Genomic DNA, 19,293 nt, shown 5'->3' with positions numbered 1-19,293 from the left:
CTAAAAACCCAGTTGTTACAACCACAAATCGAGAAGGAGTTAGCATGATTATCGGCGTACCTAAGGAAATCAAGAACCACGAGTATCGTGTGGGCATGATCCCAGCAAATGTGAGAGAACTTATTTCACATGGTCATCAGGTGTACATTGAAACCAATGCTGGTTCGGGTATCGACTTTTCAGACGATGATTACATCGCTGTAGGCGCATCCATTCTTCCTACTGCTTCTGACGTATTCGCTAAAGCAGAAATGATTGTAAAGGTAAAAGAACCTCAATCTGTAGAGCGTGCAATGCTCCGTGAAGGGCAAATATTATTCACTTATTTACACCTTGCACCAGATTTTACACAGACAAAAGAGCTTATCAAGAGCAAAGCTGTCTGTATAGCCTATGAGACTGTAACAGATTATATGGGTCGTCTGCCACTATTAGCACCGATGTCTGAAGTCGCAGGACGAATGTCTATTCAAGCTGGCGCACAAACTTTAGAGAAATCGAATGGTGGTCGCGGCCTTCTACTTGGAGGTGTTCCAGGTGTTGAACCCGCTAAAGTCGTTATAATTGGTGGTGGCGTCGTGGGGTCTAATGCAGCAAGAATGGCCGTTGGTATGCGCGCCGATGTGACTATTTTAGATAGAAGCCTCGATACCTTGCGTCAATTAGACGAAGAATTCCAAGGCAGAGCAAAAGTGGTTTATTCTACAGTGGATGCTTTAGAGAAGCATGTTCTGGAAGCTGACCTTGTGGTAGGCGCAGTACTTATACCCGGTGCAGCGGCCCCTAAACTTGTCACTAAGGAACATATATTCAACATGAAACCGGGTTCTGCTATCGTTGATGTCGCCATTGACCAAGGCGGTTGTTTTGAAACCTCACACGCAACCACTCACGCAGATCCTACCTATGTCGTTGACGATGTGGTCCATTACTGTGTAGCAAATATGCCGGGAGCGGTAGCAAGAACCTCTACTTTTGCACTGAACAACGCCACTCTACCTTATATCCTAAAATTAGCAGACAAAGGCTACAAAGAAGCTTTACTGGGCGATGAAGGGTTCCTAGATGGACTTAATGTTATCCATGGCCAAGTGACATGTAAGGAAGTTGCTGAGAGCTTTGAACTTGAATATGTAGAAGCGAAAACAGCTATAGCGATGTTTAATTAGGCTGAATACCTCAGGCCATTCGTCATCCCCACGAAAGTGTGGGGATGACATTCCACCAAGATTCCCGTTTTCACAGGAATGACGAAGCATTTTGTCCACTCTAAGTGTTGACCAATCAATACCTAATGAAACCAGTTTCTCGTTTTCATAGTGATAATTGGAAAACAAATTTAATTGCTTAAGCACACCTACGTTTTACAGCATGTATCATAATATTCCGTGGTGTCACTTCTCTTTCACAGAATTCTGCAACTGAAACCTGATAACCATTTTGTTGCAAAAATAGTGCTCGATCATACACAAGCCATAATTCTAAAGCTCGACGAAACATCTGCTGAAGCAGGCTTTGACGTTCCATTTGCCAAAATCTTTTTCCCCCTTCGCTTTCCCAAAGGGCAAAGTCGATAACGGGTAAAATGATGTCCTTTTCCTTAGCGGCCCAGTTACAAAAATGTTCAAACCCTTCAGAAAGCATTGATTTTTTGACACTTGGGACGGCAACATAGCTATCAATACCAAGTACATTTTTTAACACTAGGTCAAACCCTAGTCGGTAACGCATCTCTTCTTCTCGATGCCTTGATACTCTTTTCCCCCCCGTCACGGTCTCTTGCAAAGGAATGCGTAATTCTGCTTTTGTTAGGTTAAGTGTCGAGCGTAAACCCTGCTCTGAAAGTGGTTGATACTTTTCATTTTCAATGAGGTGATAGCAACAAGGAGAAATAGAGATAGCTTGGCTGCCTACTGCGCTAGCGTGTTGAATCAATCTGACATGAAGATCGCCACATGCATGCAACGCAACGACATGTTGATTTGAAGTGACAATATCTCGTGCTTTTTCCGATAAAGCATCCCCTTGGATAAATGTCATAGGAAGGGATTTCTCGATTGCTTCCTGCTGTCCTTTTTCACACAGTGAGATTTGCCATTCAAAACTTATCACAGGTTGAGTCGAACGCGATGCCAATATTCGTCCTAGGTAACCTTTCCCTGAACACCATTCTAACCACTCGGTCCCTTTGTGATGTGCTAAAGCAAAGCTCCCCATCGATACAATCTGTCCAAGTTTTCGGCCTGGAATACCCGATTCTAGCCCTCTTTCTAACGAAATCGGATCTTTCGTTATCATCGATAATGAAATAAGCCCCCTCAGTTCTTCCACTTGTGGAAATACAGAAGTAACATCATTCATTAATTCAGTGGTTGACGATTTGTATCGTCGCACTTGCTCTATTGATAGCGAGGATAGCCATTGGCATAAATCTGGATAATCGCCAGAGCATGCTAATTGAGATTGAATACTCTGATGAAAGGGTTCAAATCGCCACAGGGATTGATTTTGTTGGAGTATGTGTTCGAGCTTTAAAAAAACGGATTGCATGATTCCCCCAAGCAAAGCGAATTGTAGGAGGAATCAGATAAAAATAAATGCTTACCGTATTGGTAGGTTTATATCTTTAAACATCTCTTCAATTTCGACATTATTTCTTAGTGATATAGCCTGTTCAACAACTGGGCGAGTAAGATGTGGTGCAAAACGTTCCATAAAATCAAACATGTAAGCCCGTAAGAAGGTCCCACGTCTAAAACCAATACTTGTCGTACTAGACCCAAAGATATGACTGGCATCGATAACAACTAAATCGGTATCTTGAATTTGATCAATCGCCATACTCGCGATGACACCAACACCAATACCCATTCTAACATAGGTTTTTATGACATCAGCATCTGTTGCGGTAAAGACAATTTTAGGCGTTAAACCTGCTGTATCGAAGGCTGTGTCTAGTTCGGAACGACCAGTGAAACCAAAGACATAAGTCACAAGTGAAAAAGCAGCCAGATCTTCAATCGTCAGTGATGATTTTTGTGCTAATGGGTGATCTTTTGTCACTACAATAGATCGGTTCCAATGATAACAAGGCAGCATGATGGCATCATGATAAAGGTGCAATGCCTCTGTCGCTATAGCAAAATTGGCGGTTCCTTTCGCAACGGCCTCTGACATTTGTGAAGGTGTCCCTTGATGCATATGCAAAGAAACTTTAGGGTATCGAGCAGTAAAACCTTTGATCACATCAGGCAGAGCATAACGAGCTTGTGTATGTGTCGTGGAAATATTTAACGTGCCCATTTCCGGGTTAGTGTGCTCACTCGCAACCGATTTGATACCGTCAACACGTGAAAGAATTTCTCTTGAAATTCTTACAATATCAACACCAGCCGTTGTCACCTGAGTCAAGTGCTTACCACTACGTTCAAATATTTGAATACCAAGCTCATCTTCCAGCAAACGGACTTGTTTACTAATACCGGGTTGAGAAGTATAAAGACTTTCTGCTGTCGCGGACACATTGAGATTGTGATTCACGACTTCAACAATATACCTTAGCTGCTGTAACTTCATTATGTTACCTGTATTCCTTTACCGTCTATCGTTATAATCAAAGGTTATAAATAATAGTTATAACGTTTAATCATAAAAATTGATAGTGAAAATGCATAGCGAGCGAAATAATCTGTCGCCGGATTAATCACTTAATGGTGTTATTTGCAATCAAACACACAATTTTTGTCGATATATGTCGATTTTTATTACCAATCGCGAACTTAACGTTAATAATTATATTCATCGTCAATACGACTATTGACCCCTTATAGATTAGTGTATGCTGTCTATAGTTTTATTCTCCACCTGATAGATATAAGTTTATGAATATTGGTCTAATTGTTATCCTCGTTGCAATATTGCTGATTATGGTAATCGGCTATAACGTTATGTTGCAATATAATGCAAAGATTGAATCCTCTCGAAAGGTCGAATCATCACGCTATCTCGCTATTATTGATGCCACCGAAGATCTCATCGGTAATGCTCATCATCTACCTTATAGCCAAGATTTATTGATCTGCCTAAACAGCCGTATTTTGGACGCATTAGAAAACATGTTTATGCTTGATCCAAAAAACAAGCAACTCGCTCAACGTGTCGAGAATATTAAGCATCAAATTCAAGCATTGAAAAGCAACTACACGAGTGGGGAGAGTACAAACTTCAAGGTTCCTAGCAGTGATAAACAAGCGATCGTCATGTTAAAGCTTGTTAAACGCCTAAAAGATACTATTCGAAGCGAACACAATAAAGGTCGCTTCAATACTCAAAGTTACGTCGCTGAAAACGCTCGATTAGAAACGATTCAACTGCGGATAAATATTGAGAATGTCATTAAGAGAGCCAATGAGGCCGTTGTACGAGGTCAGACAGGAACCGCAAGACAACTACTCAACAAAGCTATCGATATTTTGATGTCTAAGAACGACGCTTATTCCACTAAGGCACGCGAAAAATTACAGAGTATGTTGAATGAGTTAGATAAAAACAAAAAAAGCCAGAATGCAAATCTTGTCGCTCAAGAAGAGAAAGAACGCGACAGCGACATGGAAGCTTTGTTTGGCGAGAAGAAAAAGTGGTGATCAGGCCATTTTTATCTGCTTTTTTAAAAGGTCGCATTCGCGACCTTTTTTATTTTCAATCAGCCCTACAAAACCCTGATATCAAAAAGGTAAATGCTCACCCTATCGACTGAATCAATACCACCCTATAATCACCTTCAAAATAATCAATATAAGCCAATAGACCATTTTTATGCTCTATATAGCTATTCATTACAAATAACATATTAGTTTCATAAAAGTCATACATATCGAGACAGTTAAACATCGGCTTTCCCATTTTTAATATCAACTGCTCAGCATTGTCTTCATTTATTCTTTGACTTAACGCTATATGAGTAATATCCGGCTGTTTTATTATGTAGTCAATAAGCTTTGACCCATCTAGTACTGAAGTATTTACTTCGATACTCGCTACCGCACCCAGCTCATTATTGCTCATTAGTAACCAATTAGAACCTTCACCAATCGCTTGGTCAGTCGTGATTTCTAGATAAGAATGAGGTAGACTTTTCTGCTCAGGTTTTTCATCTACTCCTCCTAACAAAATTTGTGTCTCTTGCCTAGTATCTAGACTTGCCTTAACCAATAACAGAGCATTTTCAACAACAAATCCATGTTGCGCTAAATTTAAATTCTTACTTTCTAATCCTAAATACTTGGCTATATAAAACCCTGCGGTGTTACTTAATGAATTTATAAAATCAACAGGCTTAGGTGGAACTTGTTCAACATAACGTTGAAAGCATAACCGATTAAATACCGCTAGATTACCTTGACCTGAAGTCATAAACAGGGCGGTATTCACATCAATATCTCCAAATTTGGCGATACCGGCAACACCTAATAATCCGAGTTGAATAAAACGGTCGGTACGGCGGACAAAGGCAGGAGCTACTTTTTTACACTCTATTTTGATATCTAGGGTTTCATTTTGTCTCAGGTTAAAACTTGACGTTCGGTGAACATATATCATGTTGATACTTTTTCGATAATTAGTGCATTGTTATTCCCACCAAATCCAAAACAATTGAGTAAAAAAAGCCCTTCAGTGCACATCTGTTTTTCCTGCAGTGGAGTCCAGTCCAGTTCGTTGTCTTTCATTGAAAAGTTAGGGGTAAACGGTATGAAACCACTGTCAATGCTATCCATCATTAGTATCAATTCACTTACTCCACAACTTCCAAGCGTATGTCCAATATATGGCTTCAATGAAAAAAACTTAGGCGCTTGCTCGAAGACTTGTTTCATTCCATTAATTTCAGCTAGATCACTTAATCGACTTGCCGTTCCATGAACCTTGACGGCGGTAATATCTTGGGCATTCACTTGACTGTTTAATAAAGCCTGAGAGAGCACTCGCTTAACGCCGGAGCCATCTGCATTAACTCCTGTAACACTATATGTTTCGCATTCACTCGCACCGCCAAGAAAATGCCATGGGGAGCCTGCAATATCATCTCGACTCATTAAAAGTACACCCAAAGCTTCGCCAAGCAGCAGCCCATCTCTTTGAGCATCAAATGGCTTTGTTTGCTCTAATGCTAATAGCTGCATAGAAACAAAGCCTTCAAAAGAGTGTGGTGCAAACATTTCCATGCCCAGCACAATGGCATAGTCAATCACTCCACTCTCCAGCATTACTGAAGCATCTAACATTGCATTTGAACTGGACGTACAAGCGGTATTATAAGTTAAACTGAATGCGTTCAATCCAAAATATCTTGAAATCACACCTGCGTAATGTCCGTTGCCTACTCGCTTTTGCTCCAACAAAGGAGAAACCTGATCTTTGATACTTTGACCTATTGGCACCATCAAAGAGATATCATTCGCTGCACAACCGACAAACACACCGCACCGTTTCCTCTGCTCTGAATTTATTTGATATTGTGTAAATAAGGACTCTATTAAAGTTATAATGTGAGGGACAGGGTCAAAAAGATCATAAAAATCCCCCTTATTCTGAATGGCGTAATACGGCCGTGTTCGCGACTCTTCAAATACTTGAACCGTCTTATCAACCGTCTGATAAGCCCCATGCTGTAAAGACTCTATTCTCTGCTTTTTCTCACCAAGAGCACTTAATAAATCACCACCTAAAAGAGTTATCATTACTGTTATTCTGGTTGAAGATGATCAGATAAATGATCAATTGTCGTGACAATACGACGAAACTCTTTTGGGTCTACTAAACGTAAATTAAAATGGCGTTGCAATAACATCGAAATCTGCAATCCATCAACAGAATCAAAGTCCAATCCGCTTTGATCGGAAAATAGCACTACATTGTCAGCCAATTCGTGTACAGATATCTCATCTTTATCGCATTCTTCTAAGATCATCGCCTTTAGTTTTAGTTTAAACTCTGTATCTAAAGAGCCCTTCATGCATTTTTCCTTTGTTTATGTGTAAAAACCAAACTCGCAAGCAATAAAGAAACAACACCAAAAATAGTTAAAGCTACGGATTCGTAAATCACATCCATTACCGTGCCTCTACGTAAAAAAATGTCTAAAAATCCTTCAAGGCCCCATGACATGGGGGATACATTTGCAAAATCTTGCATTGCTTCTGGCATAACAAATTTTGGAACCATCACACCACCAATGGCACCGAGTAAAATGTTAATAATGCCTCCTATGGTCGTCGCTTGCTCAATACTATCGACCGAAGTTGCCACTAAAATTGATAAACCAATCGCAGATAAGCTTAACGATAACGAAACCAGTACCAGCCCCATTACTGAGCCACCAATAGTTAATGGCGCTGCACCGAAAAGAGGTACTATGAACATACCAACCGCAATCATTAACCAAACTTGAACTTGATTAATGACCATATAGGGTAAAATTTTACCGCCAAATAGGATGGGTAAAGTGACGTTCATCGTACTCAAACGCATTAGAGTGTTTTGTTTTCGCTCGCTAATAAAAATGGTCGACATCGGTATAATGACAAAGAATAAACCAAAAACAATCCAAGACGGCACACTCTGTTGAGTTGAGGTTGGTTTTTCATCTTGAGACAATTTAGCATATTGAATTACCATCAATGACTTCTCATCAAAGCTCATCGAAAATTCAGTTTTTCCAAACGCAGCACCAACTGAAACGCTAACTTCCTCCAACTTATTTTCCATCCAACTCAGTGCAATTTGGTTTTTAAAAATGGTTAATAACGATGAAGAAGTATTGGCGGCAACACTAATATGTAGAGGAAGGTGATTCTGATCAAAGCCTTCCGGAATATCGACAATAAACTGTACGCCTTCCTCTTCAGGAGAGCGATAATCATTTGAAACTAATTCGACATTAGCTAATGTTGATAAATTAGCCAGCTTACCAATTAAAGCTTTACTTACTGAGCTATTATCATTGTCTAAAACGGCATACGTCATCAGTGCTTTTTCTTCATTCATCACATCTTTAAGAGCCAATGACATAATCAAGATGAATACTGCCGGCATAATGAAAAGTGCAGCCAAAGCATGCTTATCTCGACCAACCAATAAAAACTCTTTAATTAACATAGACTTAAGCATCAGATCGCCTTTTTGAAGTCAAATTAATAAATAAAGATTCTAATGTGGTTGCACCAAATCGAAGTTGCTTAACTTTTATATGCTGTTGTTCCAACAAGGCTAATATATGGCCGACAAATACACTGTTTGCATTACTTAATACCAATGTTGAGTCATCCACAACATTCACATTTTCAAGTTGACTAATCGCTGAAGGGATTTGAGTAGAAATATGAGCGTATAACTCTATAATTACTTGTTGGTCTTCTTCATTATCAACCATTGATGAAATGGAACCTTGCTTTACAATTCCCCCCTCATTAATGATCGCTACCTTATCGCAGATCTTCTCAATTTCAGGCATGTAGTGTGAGGTATAAACAACCGTTTTTCTATCTGACTTATACGCTTTAATAGTATCTAGAATTTGATTCCGAGATTCAGGATCAATTCCGACCGTTGGTTCGTCAAAAAAAAGAACATCTGGATTATTCAACAAACCTATCGCAATATTTAATCTACGTTTTTGCCCCCCGGAAAGCGTAGCGGAAGTTTGATCCATCATAGAAGATAAGCGGTTTGTGTCTAACGCATAGGCTAGATTTTCCTGAAGAACTTTACCTTTAATCTTTTGCATACCAGCAAAAAAAAGTAAATTTTCTTTCACCGTAAGGTGTTCGTAAAATGCCAAACTTTGCGGTATTAACGAACATCGTTCACGCACCAGTTTAAGATTTTTTTTAAGTGGCAGGCCGAAAAAAACAATCTCACCTGAGTCAGGTGAAATCAAACCATTCAAAATAGAAATTAATGTAGTTTTTCCTGCTCCATTTGGACCTAACAAACCAAAAATAGCATCCTTAGAAATAGTTAAGGATAGATCGTTTAATGCTTTTTTATCGTCATAAGATTTATTTAACGCCTTAATTTCAATCATTAAACGCTCGCATCAATAATTGATAAAGTTGCTTTTCTTTCTCTGCAATCGATTCAAGCTTTGCTGCAATACCATCAAACTCAATCGGTTTTTTATTTTTAGGCCTGATCGCTTTTGCTATTAACAAAGCAAACTCACGCCATTCATCACCAATTTCCGTCATTTCAACAGAAGCAGATCTCAATATTTCATTGTGAATTAACTCGGAAGACTCTTGTAAAAATGAAGCATATATATAACGAAAGCCAGCCCCACCAGTACCAATTTCCTCTTGCATGCGAATAATATGACCCAAAAATAACGTCGCATAATGGTCATCTTTGCTTTTTAACTGACGAATATGTTTTGCTAAGAAGTACATACCTTTCAACCCTGCAATTGGTACAGGTGTTTTCAACATTGTTTTTGCAGTTTTCTTTATACTTTTCTCTATTACTTTATGGTAATCAATGACTTCTGGTATATACGTGGGGTAATAAAGTGACCCTTTAGGCGCCATCAATCCTTTTACAAAACGAGCTTTTTGCAACGCTTGCTCTTCCGACTCCACAAACTGCTCAAATACCGGATCACTAATCTGATAAACTGAGTCTTTTTTGCCTACCACAATCAAATTGTGAGCATTAAAGTGAAAGCGCATCTCTTCAGGAAAATAGGGTAACCAATACACTGATGTTTGTGCTCCAACTATCTTTCCTTGTCCAAGCAGTTCATCTAACCTTTTTGTACCTAGTGTTGGTTGAGAAAATGTTTCCAATTTCATTTTTAAACCAATACTTTTTTGTAACCCTTTCATTATCGATTTTGGCATCGAACGATAAGCGATCAGAGGTAGCCCACTCAATTTTACAAAAGGTAGATAGGCAAACACTAGAGCACTCGATAGGCCAAACACCATAGGTTCTGACAACGGCAAACCGTGATGCGTTAACATAGAGGACATAACACCACTTTCACAATGTGCATAATGTTGATGTTTAAACTGAGTATTATTGTTCATAGGCACACTTTTTTGGTTTATATTAGAATCTGTTGGTCAGCTACCTTCGATAACTGTTCGAAAATTTGTCTAGCATACCTTTCATAGGCCATAGGTTGAAACAGAGATAAACCGTATTCCATTCACCAAAGATCAACACCCCCCAGTAGGGTTAGGTAGTAAAATCAGTTCCTGCACCGAGATCCCGAGTACATCACTATATTTAGCTAACTTAGCTGACGAAAGCTTAGCAAAAACTTTCGGTGTAAAATGACGCTTAACGCGCCATTGAAACCAACCTACAGATTGAGCCAATACCATCAGGTCCATTCTTTTAGCGAACATATGGTAATACAAAGTCGACTTTTCACCCTTTTTTACCAACAGATAAGCTTCTATAGCTAAGCGTTCAAACTCACTTAATGCTTGTTTGGTCACTTCTTCTTCCACATCCCAACCAGTAGAAGCGACAACCGAGTACTGACCGTTCTCATCCGTTGCATATATCGCTTTTGAATGGCTCGCATAGGTCGATATTTGATCTTGAGGTACTTTCTTCGCGTCCATTACACCACCTTCAATTGCATAAATGCCGTTGAGAAGCGGCCACTTTCTGGCACATAACATAGTAATGTATCGCCAATATTAAGTTTGCCAGAATGAAAAAGTTCCTCCAGCATAATATAAATAGAAGCTGAGCCAGTGTTTCCTTTTGTTGACAAATTTGTAAACCAACGCTCTTGAGGAATATCACAGCCCGCTTCAACCATACCTTGATACAAGCGATCACGAAAATAGCCTGAAGAATAATGAGGGATAAAATAGGTCACTTTATCTGGTGAGATTTTACCGCTTTCAACCAACTCTTTGAGTGGTTTAGTTACTGTATAATCAACAATATTTTCATTAAGTTGTTTTACATCCTGCTTTACAGAGAAAATCGAACGTTCAAGCCATTGTTGAGATTCGTATTCACGCCACCCTTTCAAATTGCCGTCTGCTTTCTTTTCAGCCCCAGCATACATGCATGCATCTAGCTCATTGGCATAGGACTTCTGCATCATCCATTCAATTTCTAAAGAGATACCACTTTGATTAGATTTTGACGTTAATAAGGCGGCACCTGCGCCATCACTTAACATCCACCTAAGGAAGTCTTTCTCAAAAGCGATTTCTGGTTGACGGTCTAGCTCACTCACCATAGTGTCAATTTCTGCTTCAAACTTATTCGCACGCATCATTGCCGAGGCATTTTCTGAGCCAGTGACTACAGCATTATTACTCTGTCCACTTAAGATCGACATGTAACCATATTTCAAAGACATGGTTCCGGACAAACAAATACCTGACGTTGCCACCACCTCGCAACTTGGAGTCCCGAGCTCTCCATGCACCATCAATGCATGATTAGGTAAAATCTGATCCGCGATAGTAGTACCGCAGGCTAATAGCTCGATATCATTGATATCAAAACGGTCAGAAGACAGTTTTCGGATTGCGGCAGCCGTTAACTGAGTATTAGTGTGTGTTGTTTCGCCTGTTACAGGATCTATCGCATAGTAACGTTGCTTAATTTTGTTTGAGCGTAATATAAGATTTTTAGCTCGAGAAGGACGGGACCCTACTTGTCCCAGAACATTTTCTATTTCTTTGTTATCAACAGCTTCATTAGGTAGAAAGACCTGAATATCATTGATATACACCTTATTGTTCATTTTTAACGTCCTGATGGCTTCTCGTAATAAGTAATACTTGCTTCAAATGCTTTTTTTCTAAAAGGAGAAATCAGCTTTTTAACCAGTAAGTTAATAGGAACTAATGTCAGAACCATAGTGGCAAGAAATATCGCATAAAGAGTAATCACAACCTTTCTAGGAAAAGAGCCAGGAATACCCGATTTTTGAATGAGTTTTCCCCAGACCATAAATGACCGCGTTGCTATTTTTTCAGAACCAACTAGCTTTCCATTTACCGAAACGGCATTAAGTTTAGTCAGTAAGGGTTCTTTCTTCTTTTCTAAATCATGATCCAATGCTGACACTATTCGGTGACCAAAACGTTCACTTTCTTCTAAGTCTTTTTCTGAAACACCCGCCGCCGGAAATATCCAAAAGGGATCTTTTTTTCCGGTAAGCAGCCAACGAGGAGTGGTTATAAACGCGTAAATAGAACCGCCCTGATCAGTCAATACTGCATTGTCAATTAACGTGCCTTCTAGCTCTTTAATTACAGTTTTCATTTTTTCTTGAGCCATCACCCACATATCTCGGCAAGCAATAAAAGTAATCACTGGTTTACCTTTAATTAATGCCTTTGCTTGAGGGGTCTTTAAAAAACCAGTAATTGGGATTGATGGGGATAAAAACCATACCGTATAGGCAATAATCACTAAATCATAATCCTCTTCCAGACCTTCGGCTGAGTTAACCTCACACCCATTCATATAGATAGCTTCAGGAAAAGCATCAAAAAATGGATAAAAAGACCATGGATATGGATATTTCACAACGGGTTCAACGAGATGATGATCCACCTTTATCGAATCACTTTTGCGCAGAGGAGAAATTGCTAAGTCAACAAATTTAGTTAATTGTCCACTTTGAGAGTGCGAAATAACGAGAACTTTTTTCATGAAAGGAAGTTGCAACAACTATAAGTCTATTAATTGCCTGCATTTTATATCAATTATAATTAAAATAAATACTTAATAGCTAATTTATATACCCAAGTAAGCGTTCCTATAACAGTTTTTGTTAAAGCGGACTGATTTCATGATAAAGTTACCTCACAACGTAACCATTTTTTAAAAAAAACGATGTACCAAAAACTTCTTGAACCAATACACTCTTTTTTATACTGCCCTACTCCAGAGCAATGGATAGAAGAAGCCAAAAAAGAAAAAAACCTCAAAATCATTCTTCTTGATCATCTAATGTGTGAATTAAAAGCCGGCCAATCGGCTATGTACCTGATACGAAAATACGCAGTTGATAGCCAAAGCGCAGCGACTCTACTTGAGTGGTTTAAACCTTATGAGGATATTGCTTACCGCAAGATCGGTAATTCAACAACACTCAAAGGCGTGAATACGGTCACTAAAGCGATTATGGCTAAGTCAGATTCACCATATAGCCAAAACCTAATCGACAAAATGGTCATGCTGATTAAAGAAGAATTACATCACTTTTATCAAGTTTTAGAGATCCTTGAGTCTAGAGGGATTGAATATGAAAGCATCAGGCCAAGTCGATACGCTAAGGGCTTATTATCAAAGGTGAAAACTTACGAACCCGATACCCTTATCGACAAATTAATTATCGGTGCTTACATTGAAGCACGATCTTGCGAACGATTTGCGAAACTAGCCCCTTACCTTGACGAAGATTTGGAAAAATTTTATATCTCCCTGTTACGCTCTGAAGCACGGCACTACCAAGATTACCTTGCGCTAGCCGAACAAATTGCAGGAAGAGATATCTCCGAACGAGTGAAAGAATTGGGCGTTATCGAGGCAGAGCTCATCTCCTCACCAGACAATGATTTTAAATTCCACAGTGGAAGACCAGTGAGTCTTGAGTCTTGAGTCTTGAGTCTTCGAAAATGGCAGGTTAAATACGGTCGTCAACAAACCCTTCTAGATCCAAGAAGCTAAAAACGCGAGTTTCTTTCAATAGCCAAAAACTAAAGGCACTCAGATTCAAAAACTAAGCGCCCGTATTTATTCAATCAATCAGACTGTTATTTATTTCTGTAAGCACAAATGCTGGGTCTTTTGCCTGTGTGATAGGCCTGCCTATTACTAAATAGTCAGAGCCTGCTTTAACCGCTTCTGTCGGCGTCATAATGCGCTTTTGATCACCTACTGCACTACCAGCAGGTCGGATTCCAGGCGTAACTAACGTAAACTCACCGCCCAGACTAGATTTAAGCATTGAAGATTCTTGAGCCGAACACACCACGCCATCCAAACCGCTATTTTGAGTTAATAGTGCAAGGCGTTTCACTTGCTGTTGTGGTTCCATGTCTATTCCGATACCAGCGAGGTCAGAGCGCTCCATACTGGTTAGTACGGTGACACCAATAAGCAAAGGTCTCTCTTTCCCATAAGGCTCTAATATCTCTCGAGAAGCTGTCATCATCTTCTCTCCACCACTAGCGTGTACATTAACCATCCAGATACCCAATTCTGCCGCTGCTCTTACTGCTTTTGAACAGGTATTAGGAATATCGTGAAATTTGAGGTCAAGAAATACAGAGAAATTACGTTTATGCAGTTCTTGTACAAATTGTGGACCATATAGAGTAAACATTTCTTTGCCTACCTTAAGACGACAAGAATTGGGATCGATCTTATCAACAAAGGCTAACGCATCCGCTTGATTATCATAATCCAGAGCCACAATAACTTTTTGATCCAACATTTTCTCTCCTAACTAATATTCAAAAAAAACCTCCAATTTGGAGGTCTAATACTTTTTGATCAACAACGTAGGTTTGATCAACAACGTAGGTTTGGTCAACAACGTAGGTTTGGTCAACAACACCAATCTCATCAATAACGGCTTTTTCGTCAATATCATCGGTTTCATTATTCCCCATCAAGTCCACGAATCGGCTTAATGGTTCCCCAACCTTTGCATGATGGGCAGTGCCAATAAAGTGAATGCGTTGAGAAGCCACATTTTCTGCAGCGGTAATGCGGCTTTGTTTTAAGCTGCTCGCCGACAAGCGACCGTAGCGTCGTTAAACTCTCTTTAGCTCGCCCTTCTTCAGCTTCGGCTAAATGGTAATCCATTAGGCGGTGAAAGCCCTTCATCGTTGGATTTCGAAGTAACTGCCGGGTTAACAATGTCTGAGCAGAGGCAAAACCCTCATGATGTGCGACCAATTGTGCCAACATCAGTTCCGCCGAAACACCCGCCTTCTTATCTATACATTTACGCAGAAACTCAACCAGTTGCTCTTCTTGCCCAATATGGTGATAACACTCGGCCAACGTTTCAAGTACTTCGCTTATAAAGTCTGCATCTTGATCTAGCACCATCTCCATATACTTGATAGTGCCTTTATAATCTTCATTCTCAAGATATATTTTACCTAGAGAAATACTGGCTCTTACGCATTTAGGATCTTCAGAGAGCGCTCTTTTAAAATAGAGTATCGATTTAGCTATGTTGCTTTCTGATTGCTCTAACAGTGCCAATTCACACCAAAAATGGGCAATATTTGCTGTAATACGTTTGCGACCAAGTTTCACTAATGCCGTTGCATATTTGATTGCATTATTCCACTCTCGTGTCTGTTGATAGATGCTCACCAATTGAGTCAACGCCGCTTCTTTATGAGAAGGTTCATCAACTAATTGTTCAAATATTTTTTCGGCCCGATCTAAGAAACCGGAAACCATGTAGTCTTTTGCTAATTGTTGTAACGCAAGATTTTTTTGATCTATAGAGAGGTTTTTTCTTGAAATAAGATTTTGGTGAATTCGTATAGCTCGATCAACTTCCCCACGAGATCGGAACAGGTTTCCGAGGGCTAAGTGAGTATCGATAGTTTCTGCATCAACTTGAAGTAATTCAATAAAATGATCGACCGCTTTATCTGATTGATCAGACAATAGCAGGTTCAAGCCCGTAACGTATTGCCGGGAAATTTGATGGGACTGTTCTTGTTTATCTTGCCGTGCACTTCGGTTGCCCATGTACCAACCATAGGCTGCCGCAATTGGCAATAATAAAAAGAGTAGTTCAAGCATGGATGCTTACCGCTATATCACCATTAAGCTTTCGACTCGACCGGAAGCTGATTGACAGAAGACTTCTTCAGCTTTCGATTTAAACGACGAATGGTTAACTGAGATTTTAATTGCATACTTCCCACAATAAGCCAAGCTAGTACAAATCCAGCAACAAAAACAACCCCTAGCAATGTAGACAGGTGAAATTCACCTTGTGCCAATAGGTAGTTAAAAGAGACGACTTCTTGATTTTGCGCACCTAATGCTAATGCCACAAGAAAAAGTGCAATGACTAGAATCGTTTTTATAATTTTCATGACTCACTACTCCAGATATTTCGCTAACGTCTGATTATGCAGTAATTTGAGTCTACAAACCATCGGAAACCGCTTATAAAAAAGCGGCATATTAAAATATGCCGCTTTTTTATAACTCTATATGAGTGATACTAGCTAATATCTACGCGTTCGCGAAGCTCTTTGCCTGGTTTAAAGTGCGGAACATATTTTCCGTCAAGTTCAACCTTATCACCTGTTTTAGGGTTACGACCTAAACGAGGTTCACGATAATGCAATGAGAAACTACCAAAGCCACGAATTTCGATTCGATCACCACTTTCTAAGGTAGAAGCCATATGCTCTAGAACATCTTTCACAGCGTCTTCTATCTCTTTCGCAGAAAGGTGTGTTTGCTCAGCACAGAGTCTTTCTATTAGTTCAGACTTAGTCATATTTACCCTCATCACATTTTCAAAAACGTCAAATCATAAAAAAAGGGAGCCAAAAGGCTCCCTAATTGCGATTATTACTCGCCTTTAGCAGCCTTGAAAGCATCTGCCATAGCATTTGTGAACCCGCTAGTAGAAGTATCTTCTTGCTTGTTCACTGACGCCATTGCTTCTTGCTCGTCAGCTTCATCCTTCGCTTTAACAGAAAGGTTTACTACGCGGTTCTTACGGTCAACGCCCGTGAACTTAGCTTCAACACTATCGCCTACGCTTAGGATTAGAGATGCATCTTCAACACGGTCACGTGAAACTTCAGATGCACGGATGTAACCTTCAACACCCTCTGCAATTTCAAGTGTAGCACCTTTTGCGTCAACTGCAGTTACAGTTGCGTTAATTAGGATGCCTTTCTTGTTATCAGCAACAAATGCGTTGAACGGGTCATTTTCCATTTGCTTAACGCCAAGAGAAATACGTTCACGCTCTGCATCAACTGCAAGAACAACTGCAGAGATTTCATCGCCTTTCTTATAATCACGTACCGCATCTTCTCCTGCAACATTCCAAGAGATATCAGATAAGTGAACAAGACCGTCGATGCCGCCGTCAAGACCGATAAAGATACCAAAGTCAGTGATAGACTTAATCTTACCAGTTACTTTGTCGCCTTTAACTTGCGCTTCAGAGAATGACTGCCAAGGGTTAGCTTTACACTGCTTAAGGCCTAGAGAAATACGACGACGTTCTTCGTCAATCTCAAGAACCATAACTTCAGCTTCATCGCCAACGTTAACCACTTTAGATGGGTGGATATTCTTGTTAGTCCAATCCATTTCTGAAACGTGTACTAAACCTTCAACGCCTTCTTCGATTTCCACGAAGCAACCGTAGTCAGTTAAGTTAGTAACACGACCAGTTAGTTTGTGACCTTCTGGGTAACGCTTAGCGATTGCTACCCATGGATCTTCACCAAGTTGCTTAAGACCTAGAGATACGCGAGTACGCTCACGGTCAAACTTAAGAACTTTAACTAGGATTTCATCACCTACGTTTACGATCTCAGATGGGTGCTTAACACGCTTCCAAGCCATATCTGTAATGTGAAGTAGGCCATCTACGCCGCCAAGGTCAACGAATGCACCGTAGTCAGTAAGGTTCTTAACGATACCTTTAACTTCGCTACCTTCTTGAAGAGTTTCAAGAAGCTCGTCACGCTCAACACTGTTTTCAGATTCGATAACAGCACGGCGAGAAACAACAACGTTGTTACGCTTTTGATCTAGCTTAATTACTTTAAACTCTAGCTCTTTGTTCTCTAGGTGAGCAGTGTCGCGGATTGGGCGAACATCTACTAATGAACCAGGTAGGAACGCACGGATACCGTTTAGTTCTACTGTGAAACCACCTTTAACTTTACCGTTAATGATACCAATAACAGTTTCAGCTTCTTCGTATGCTTTCTCAAGAACGATCCAAGCTTCGTGACGCTTAGCTTTCTCACGAGAAAGTTTAGTTTCACCAAAGCCATCTTCAACAGCATCAAGTGCTACGTCGATTTCTGAACCAATTTCAACATCAAGTTCGCCAGCAGCGTTCTTGAATTCCTCTGCTGGGATAGCAGATTCTGATTTTAGGCCAGCATCAACAAGAACGAAACCGTTCTCGATAGCAACTACAGTACCTTTAACAATGGTACCTGGGCGAAGTTCTAGTTCGTTTAGAGACTCTTCAAAGAGTTGAGCGAAAGATTCAGTCATTAATTTGATCTTCAATTATTAAACTTCCACGGGCATCCTACCGCGTGGGGTTGATAAAATAGCCAGTCATCATCCTTGCGACCGACCTCCTATTGCCTCTTAAATTAAGACAATTTAGATTCGATATATTCAAGCGCTTGATCAACCACTTCACCTATAGAAAGTGTAGTGGAATCAAGCACTAATGCGCCATCAGCAGGACGTAACGGAGCCACCGCACGGTTGCGGTCTCTGTCATCACGCTCCTGTATCTCGCGTAAAAGGTGGTCAAATTTAACACTTAACCCCTTTTCTTGCAACTGCTTAAGGCGTCTATCCGCCCTTTCCTCAGCCGTTGCGTCAAGGAAGATCTTCACTTCAGCATTTGGGAAAACTACCGTGCCCATATCACGCCCATCAGCAACCAAGCCTTGTTCGTTGCTAAATGAACGTTGGCGTCGTAATAACGCCTCACGGACTCGTGGTAATGCCGCCACTTTTGATGCTGCGGTACCCGTCTCTTCTTTACGGAGCTCTGAAGAGACATCTTCCCCTTCTAAAATAACCTTAACCAAATCACCTTCCGCGATAAACTGTACGTCTAAATGCGTCGCTAAAGGTACTAACGCCTCTTCCGATTCTGTATTGACACCATGATGAATAGCCGCAAGAGCTAATACACGGTAAATAGCGCCAGAATCAAGTAAGTGAAAACCGAGTTTTTCAGCCAACAACATACATAGCGTGCCTTTACCTGCACCACTAGGTCCATCAACAGTTACAACGGGTTTCTTCAAGGACATTTATTACTCCAATTCTTAAGTGTGTCGCAATTCTATCCGTATAGAACCACTTTTATCGGCGGCATATTATAGGTCGAAATGAGGAGCGGAGCGAGGAAAGAAGGAGGAAAATTTAAAATTTAATAATTGACTATCAAGTCATTATAAGTGGGTTAAGCAAGTGCTTTATTAAGCTAATAGCTTGTTAACCCACATAATAATCGTAGATAATAACGACGTTTTACTC

General features: G+C 40.1%; 21 protein-coding genes. 3 read left to right on the top strand and 18 right to left on the bottom strand.

All coding sequences use genetic code 11. The features are described 5' to 3' along the window. The first annotated feature begins 44 nt into the window (after positions 1–44). Positions 45–1,169, top strand: a complete 1,125-nt coding sequence (gene ald / locus L3V77_RS05675; RefSeq protein WP_275136132.1) for an alanine dehydrogenase — start codon at positions 45–47, stop codon at positions 1,167–1,169. Between the two features lie 178 nt (positions 1,170–1,347). Here the strand turns inward: ald and L3V77_RS05670 are convergent, their stop codons facing one another. Continuing rightward, positions 1,348–2,550 carry a methyltransferase gene (locus L3V77_RS05670; RefSeq protein ID WP_275136131.1) on the bottom strand — a complete coding sequence of 401 codons (1,203 nt, stop codon included), beginning with the start codon at positions 2,548–2,550 and terminating at the stop codon, positions 1,348–1,350. A 51-nt stretch (positions 2,551–2,601) separates the two neighbouring features. Further along, entirely contained in the window at positions 2,602–3,576 is a 975-nt protein-coding gene (gene cysB, locus L3V77_RS05665; RefSeq protein ID WP_195702796.1) for an HTH-type transcriptional regulator CysB, read from the bottom strand. Between the two features lie 305 nt (positions 3,577–3,881). Here cysB and L3V77_RS05660 point away from each other — a divergent pair, with 305 nt between their 5' ends. After that, a complete protein-coding gene (locus tag L3V77_RS05660; protein WP_275136130.1) occupies positions 3,882–4,643 on the top strand; it encodes a DNA repair protein in 762 nt (253 codons plus the stop codon). 97 nt (positions 4,644–4,740) lie between these two features. On the opposite strand, the gene L3V77_RS05655 is transcribed toward L3V77_RS05660, so the two are convergent. The 9 genes from L3V77_RS05655 to L3V77_RS05615 form a co-directional block, all read right to left on the bottom strand. Next, positions 4,741–5,598, bottom strand: a complete 858-nt coding sequence (locus tag L3V77_RS05655) for a hypothetical protein (RefSeq protein WP_275136129.1) — start codon at positions 5,596–5,598, stop codon at positions 4,741–4,743. Beyond that, positions 5,595–6,737 carry a beta-ketoacyl synthase N-terminal-like domain-containing protein gene (locus L3V77_RS05650; protein WP_275136128.1) on the bottom strand — a complete coding sequence of 381 codons (1,143 nt, stop codon included), beginning with the start codon at positions 6,735–6,737 and terminating at the stop codon, positions 5,595–5,597. The genes L3V77_RS05655 and L3V77_RS05650 overlap by 4 nt, the downstream gene beginning before the upstream one ends. Positions 6,738–6,742: 5 nt before the next feature. After that, complete coding sequence (locus tag L3V77_RS05645) at positions 6,743–7,012, bottom strand: acyl carrier protein (RefSeq protein WP_275136127.1); 270 nt, start codon at positions 7,010–7,012, stop codon at positions 6,743–6,745. Further along, positions 7,009–8,166 carry an ABC transporter permease gene (locus L3V77_RS05640; protein ID WP_275136126.1) on the bottom strand — a complete coding sequence of 386 codons (1,158 nt, stop codon included), beginning with the start codon at positions 8,164–8,166 and terminating at the stop codon, positions 7,009–7,011. The genes L3V77_RS05645 and L3V77_RS05640 overlap by 4 nt, the downstream gene beginning before the upstream one ends. Beyond that, positions 8,159–9,082: an ABC transporter ATP-binding protein gene (locus L3V77_RS05635; RefSeq protein ID WP_275136125.1), complete on the bottom strand. Its 924-nt coding sequence runs from the start codon at positions 9,080–9,082 to the stop codon at positions 8,159–8,161. Before L3V77_RS05635 ends, L3V77_RS05640 begins: the two co-directional genes overlap by 8 nt. Then, on the bottom strand, positions 9,075–10,082 hold the full coding sequence (locus L3V77_RS05630; protein ID WP_275136124.1) for a BtrH N-terminal domain-containing protein: 1,008 nt from the start codon (positions 10,080–10,082) through the stop codon (positions 9,075–9,077). The genes L3V77_RS05635 and L3V77_RS05630 overlap by 8 nt, the downstream gene beginning before the upstream one ends. Positions 10,083–10,214: 132 nt before the next feature. Beyond that, positions 10,215–10,628 (bottom strand): hypothetical protein, encoded by a 414-nt coding sequence (locus L3V77_RS05625; RefSeq protein ID WP_275136123.1) that lies wholly within the window; start codon positions 10,626–10,628, stop codon positions 10,215–10,217. After that, a complete protein-coding gene (locus L3V77_RS05620; protein ID WP_275136122.1) occupies positions 10,628–11,776 on the bottom strand; it encodes a beta-ketoacyl-ACP synthase III in 1,149 nt (382 codons plus the stop codon). The genes L3V77_RS05625 and L3V77_RS05620 overlap by 1 nt, the downstream gene beginning before the upstream one ends. Before the next feature lie 2 nt (positions 11,777–11,778). After that, positions 11,779–12,693: a dialkylrecorsinol condensing enzyme gene (locus L3V77_RS05615; protein ID WP_275136121.1), complete on the bottom strand. Its 915-nt coding sequence runs from the start codon at positions 12,691–12,693 to the stop codon at positions 11,779–11,781. Positions 12,694–12,876: 183 nt separating this feature from the next. On the opposite strand from L3V77_RS05615, the gene L3V77_RS05610 reads away from it, so the two are divergent. After that, a complete protein-coding gene (locus L3V77_RS05610) occupies positions 12,877–13,644 on the top strand; it encodes a tRNA isopentenyl-2-thiomethyl-A-37 hydroxylase MiaE (protein WP_275136120.1) in 768 nt (255 codons plus the stop codon). A 139-nt stretch (positions 13,645–13,783) separates the two neighbouring features. Here L3V77_RS05610 and pyrF read toward each other — a convergent pair whose 3' ends face one another. From pyrF to cmk, 7 genes are all read right to left on the bottom strand, one after another. Next, the gene (gene pyrF, locus L3V77_RS05605; RefSeq protein ID WP_275136119.1) at positions 13,784–14,482 is read right to left on the bottom strand and encodes an orotidine-5'-phosphate decarboxylase; all 699 of its coding nucleotides are present in this window, start codon (positions 14,480–14,482) and stop codon (positions 13,784–13,786) included. Between the two features lie 19 nt (positions 14,483–14,501). Beyond that, positions 14,502–14,660, bottom strand: a complete 159-nt coding sequence (locus L3V77_RS05600; protein WP_275136118.1) for a hypothetical protein — start codon at positions 14,658–14,660, stop codon at positions 14,502–14,504. Continuing rightward, the gene (gene lapB / locus L3V77_RS05595) at positions 14,650–15,819 is read right to left on the bottom strand and encodes a lipopolysaccharide assembly protein LapB (protein WP_275136117.1); all 1,170 of its coding nucleotides are present in this window, start codon (positions 15,817–15,819) and stop codon (positions 14,650–14,652) included. Before lapB ends, L3V77_RS05600 begins: the two co-directional genes overlap by 11 nt. 23 nt (positions 15,820–15,842) lie before the next feature. Further along, positions 15,843–16,118 (bottom strand): lipopolysaccharide assembly protein LapA domain-containing protein, encoded by a 276-nt coding sequence (locus L3V77_RS05590; protein ID WP_275136116.1) that lies wholly within the window; start codon positions 16,116–16,118, stop codon positions 15,843–15,845. Between the two features lie 131 nt (positions 16,119–16,249). Then, positions 16,250–16,531 (bottom strand): integration host factor subunit beta, encoded by a 282-nt coding sequence (gene ihfB, locus L3V77_RS05585; protein WP_195702782.1) that lies wholly within the window; start codon positions 16,529–16,531, stop codon positions 16,250–16,252. Positions 16,532–16,605: 74 nt separating this feature from the next. Continuing rightward, complete coding sequence (rpsA, locus tag L3V77_RS05580; RefSeq protein ID WP_195702781.1) at positions 16,606–18,285, bottom strand: 30S ribosomal protein S1; 1,680 nt, start codon at positions 18,283–18,285, stop codon at positions 16,606–16,608. Positions 18,286–18,389: 104 nt separating this feature from the next. Further along, entirely contained in the window at positions 18,390–19,067 is a 678-nt protein-coding gene (cmk, locus tag L3V77_RS05575; RefSeq protein ID WP_275136115.1) for a (d)CMP kinase, read from the bottom strand. Between the last annotated feature and the right edge of the window lie 226 nt (positions 19,068–19,293).

Origin of the sequence: Vibrio sp. DW001 (genome assembly GCF_029016285.1) — a bacterium.
In the GTDB taxonomy this organism is placed as follows: domain Bacteria; phylum Pseudomonadota; class Gammaproteobacteria; order Enterobacterales; family Vibrionaceae; genus Vibrio.
Note: the sequence above shows the minus strand (reverse complement) of the source record. Positions and strands in the feature narration are given on the sequence as shown.

Coding starts and splice junctions, on each gene's coding strand:
- ald (WP_275136132.1), top strand. CDS start 45: ATGATTATCGGCGTACCTAAGGAAATCAAGAACCACGAGTATCGTGTG.
- L3V77_RS05670 (WP_275136131.1), bottom strand. CDS start 2,550: ATGCAATCCGTTTTTTTAAAGCTCGAACACATACTCCAACAAAATCAA.
- cysB (WP_195702796.1), bottom strand. CDS start 3,576: ATGAAGTTACAGCAGCTAAGGTATATTGTTGAAGTCGTGAATCACAAT.
- L3V77_RS05660 (WP_275136130.1), top strand. CDS start 3,882: ATGAATATTGGTCTAATTGTTATCCTCGTTGCAATATTGCTGATTATG.
- L3V77_RS05655 (WP_275136129.1), bottom strand. CDS start 5,598: ATGATATATGTTCACCGAACGTCAAGTTTTAACCTGAGACAAAATGAA.
- L3V77_RS05650 (WP_275136128.1), bottom strand. CDS start 6,737: ATGATAACTCTTTTAGGTGGTGATTTATTAAGTGCTCTTGGTGAGAAA.
- L3V77_RS05645 (WP_275136127.1), bottom strand. CDS start 7,012: ATGAAGGGCTCTTTAGATACAGAGTTTAAACTAAAACTAAAGGCGATG.
- L3V77_RS05640 (WP_275136126.1), bottom strand. CDS start 8,166: ATGCTTAAGTCTATGTTAATTAAAGAGTTTTTATTGGTTGGTCGAGAT.
- L3V77_RS05635 (WP_275136125.1), bottom strand. CDS start 9,082: ATGATTGAAATTAAGGCGTTAAATAAATCTTATGACGATAAAAAAGCA.
- L3V77_RS05630 (WP_275136124.1), bottom strand. CDS start 10,082: ATGAACAATAATACTCAGTTTAAACATCAACATTATGCACATTGTGAA.
- L3V77_RS05625 (WP_275136123.1), bottom strand. CDS start 10,628: ATGGACGCGAAGAAAGTACCTCAAGATCAAATATCGACCTATGCGAGC.
- L3V77_RS05620 (WP_275136122.1), bottom strand. CDS start 11,776: ATGAACAATAAGGTGTATATCAATGATATTCAGGTCTTTCTACCTAAT.
- L3V77_RS05615 (WP_275136121.1), bottom strand. CDS start 12,693: ATGAAAAAAGTTCTCGTTATTTCGCACTCTCAAAGTGGACAATTAACT.
- L3V77_RS05610 (WP_275136120.1), top strand. CDS start 12,877: ATGTACCAAAAACTTCTTGAACCAATACACTCTTTTTTATACTGCCCT.
- pyrF (WP_275136119.1), bottom strand. CDS start 14,482: ATGTTGGATCAAAAAGTTATTGTGGCTCTGGATTATGATAATCAAGCG.
- L3V77_RS05600 (WP_275136118.1), bottom strand. CDS start 14,660: ATGGGGAATAATGAAACCGATGATATTGACGAAAAAGCCGTTATTGAT.
- lapB (WP_275136117.1), bottom strand. CDS start 15,819: ATGCTTGAACTACTCTTTTTATTATTGCCAATTGCGGCAGCCTATGGT.
- L3V77_RS05590 (WP_275136116.1), bottom strand. CDS start 16,118: ATGAAAATTATAAAAACGATTCTAGTCATTGCACTTTTTCTTGTGGCA.
- ihfB (WP_195702782.1), bottom strand. CDS start 16,531: ATGACTAAGTCTGAACTAATAGAAAGACTCTGTGCTGAGCAAACACAC.
- rpsA (WP_195702781.1), bottom strand. CDS start 18,285: ATGACTGAATCTTTCGCTCAACTCTTTGAAGAGTCTCTAAACGAACTA.
- cmk (WP_275136115.1), bottom strand. CDS start 19,067: ATGTCCTTGAAGAAACCCGTTGTAACTGTTGATGGACCTAGTGGTGCA.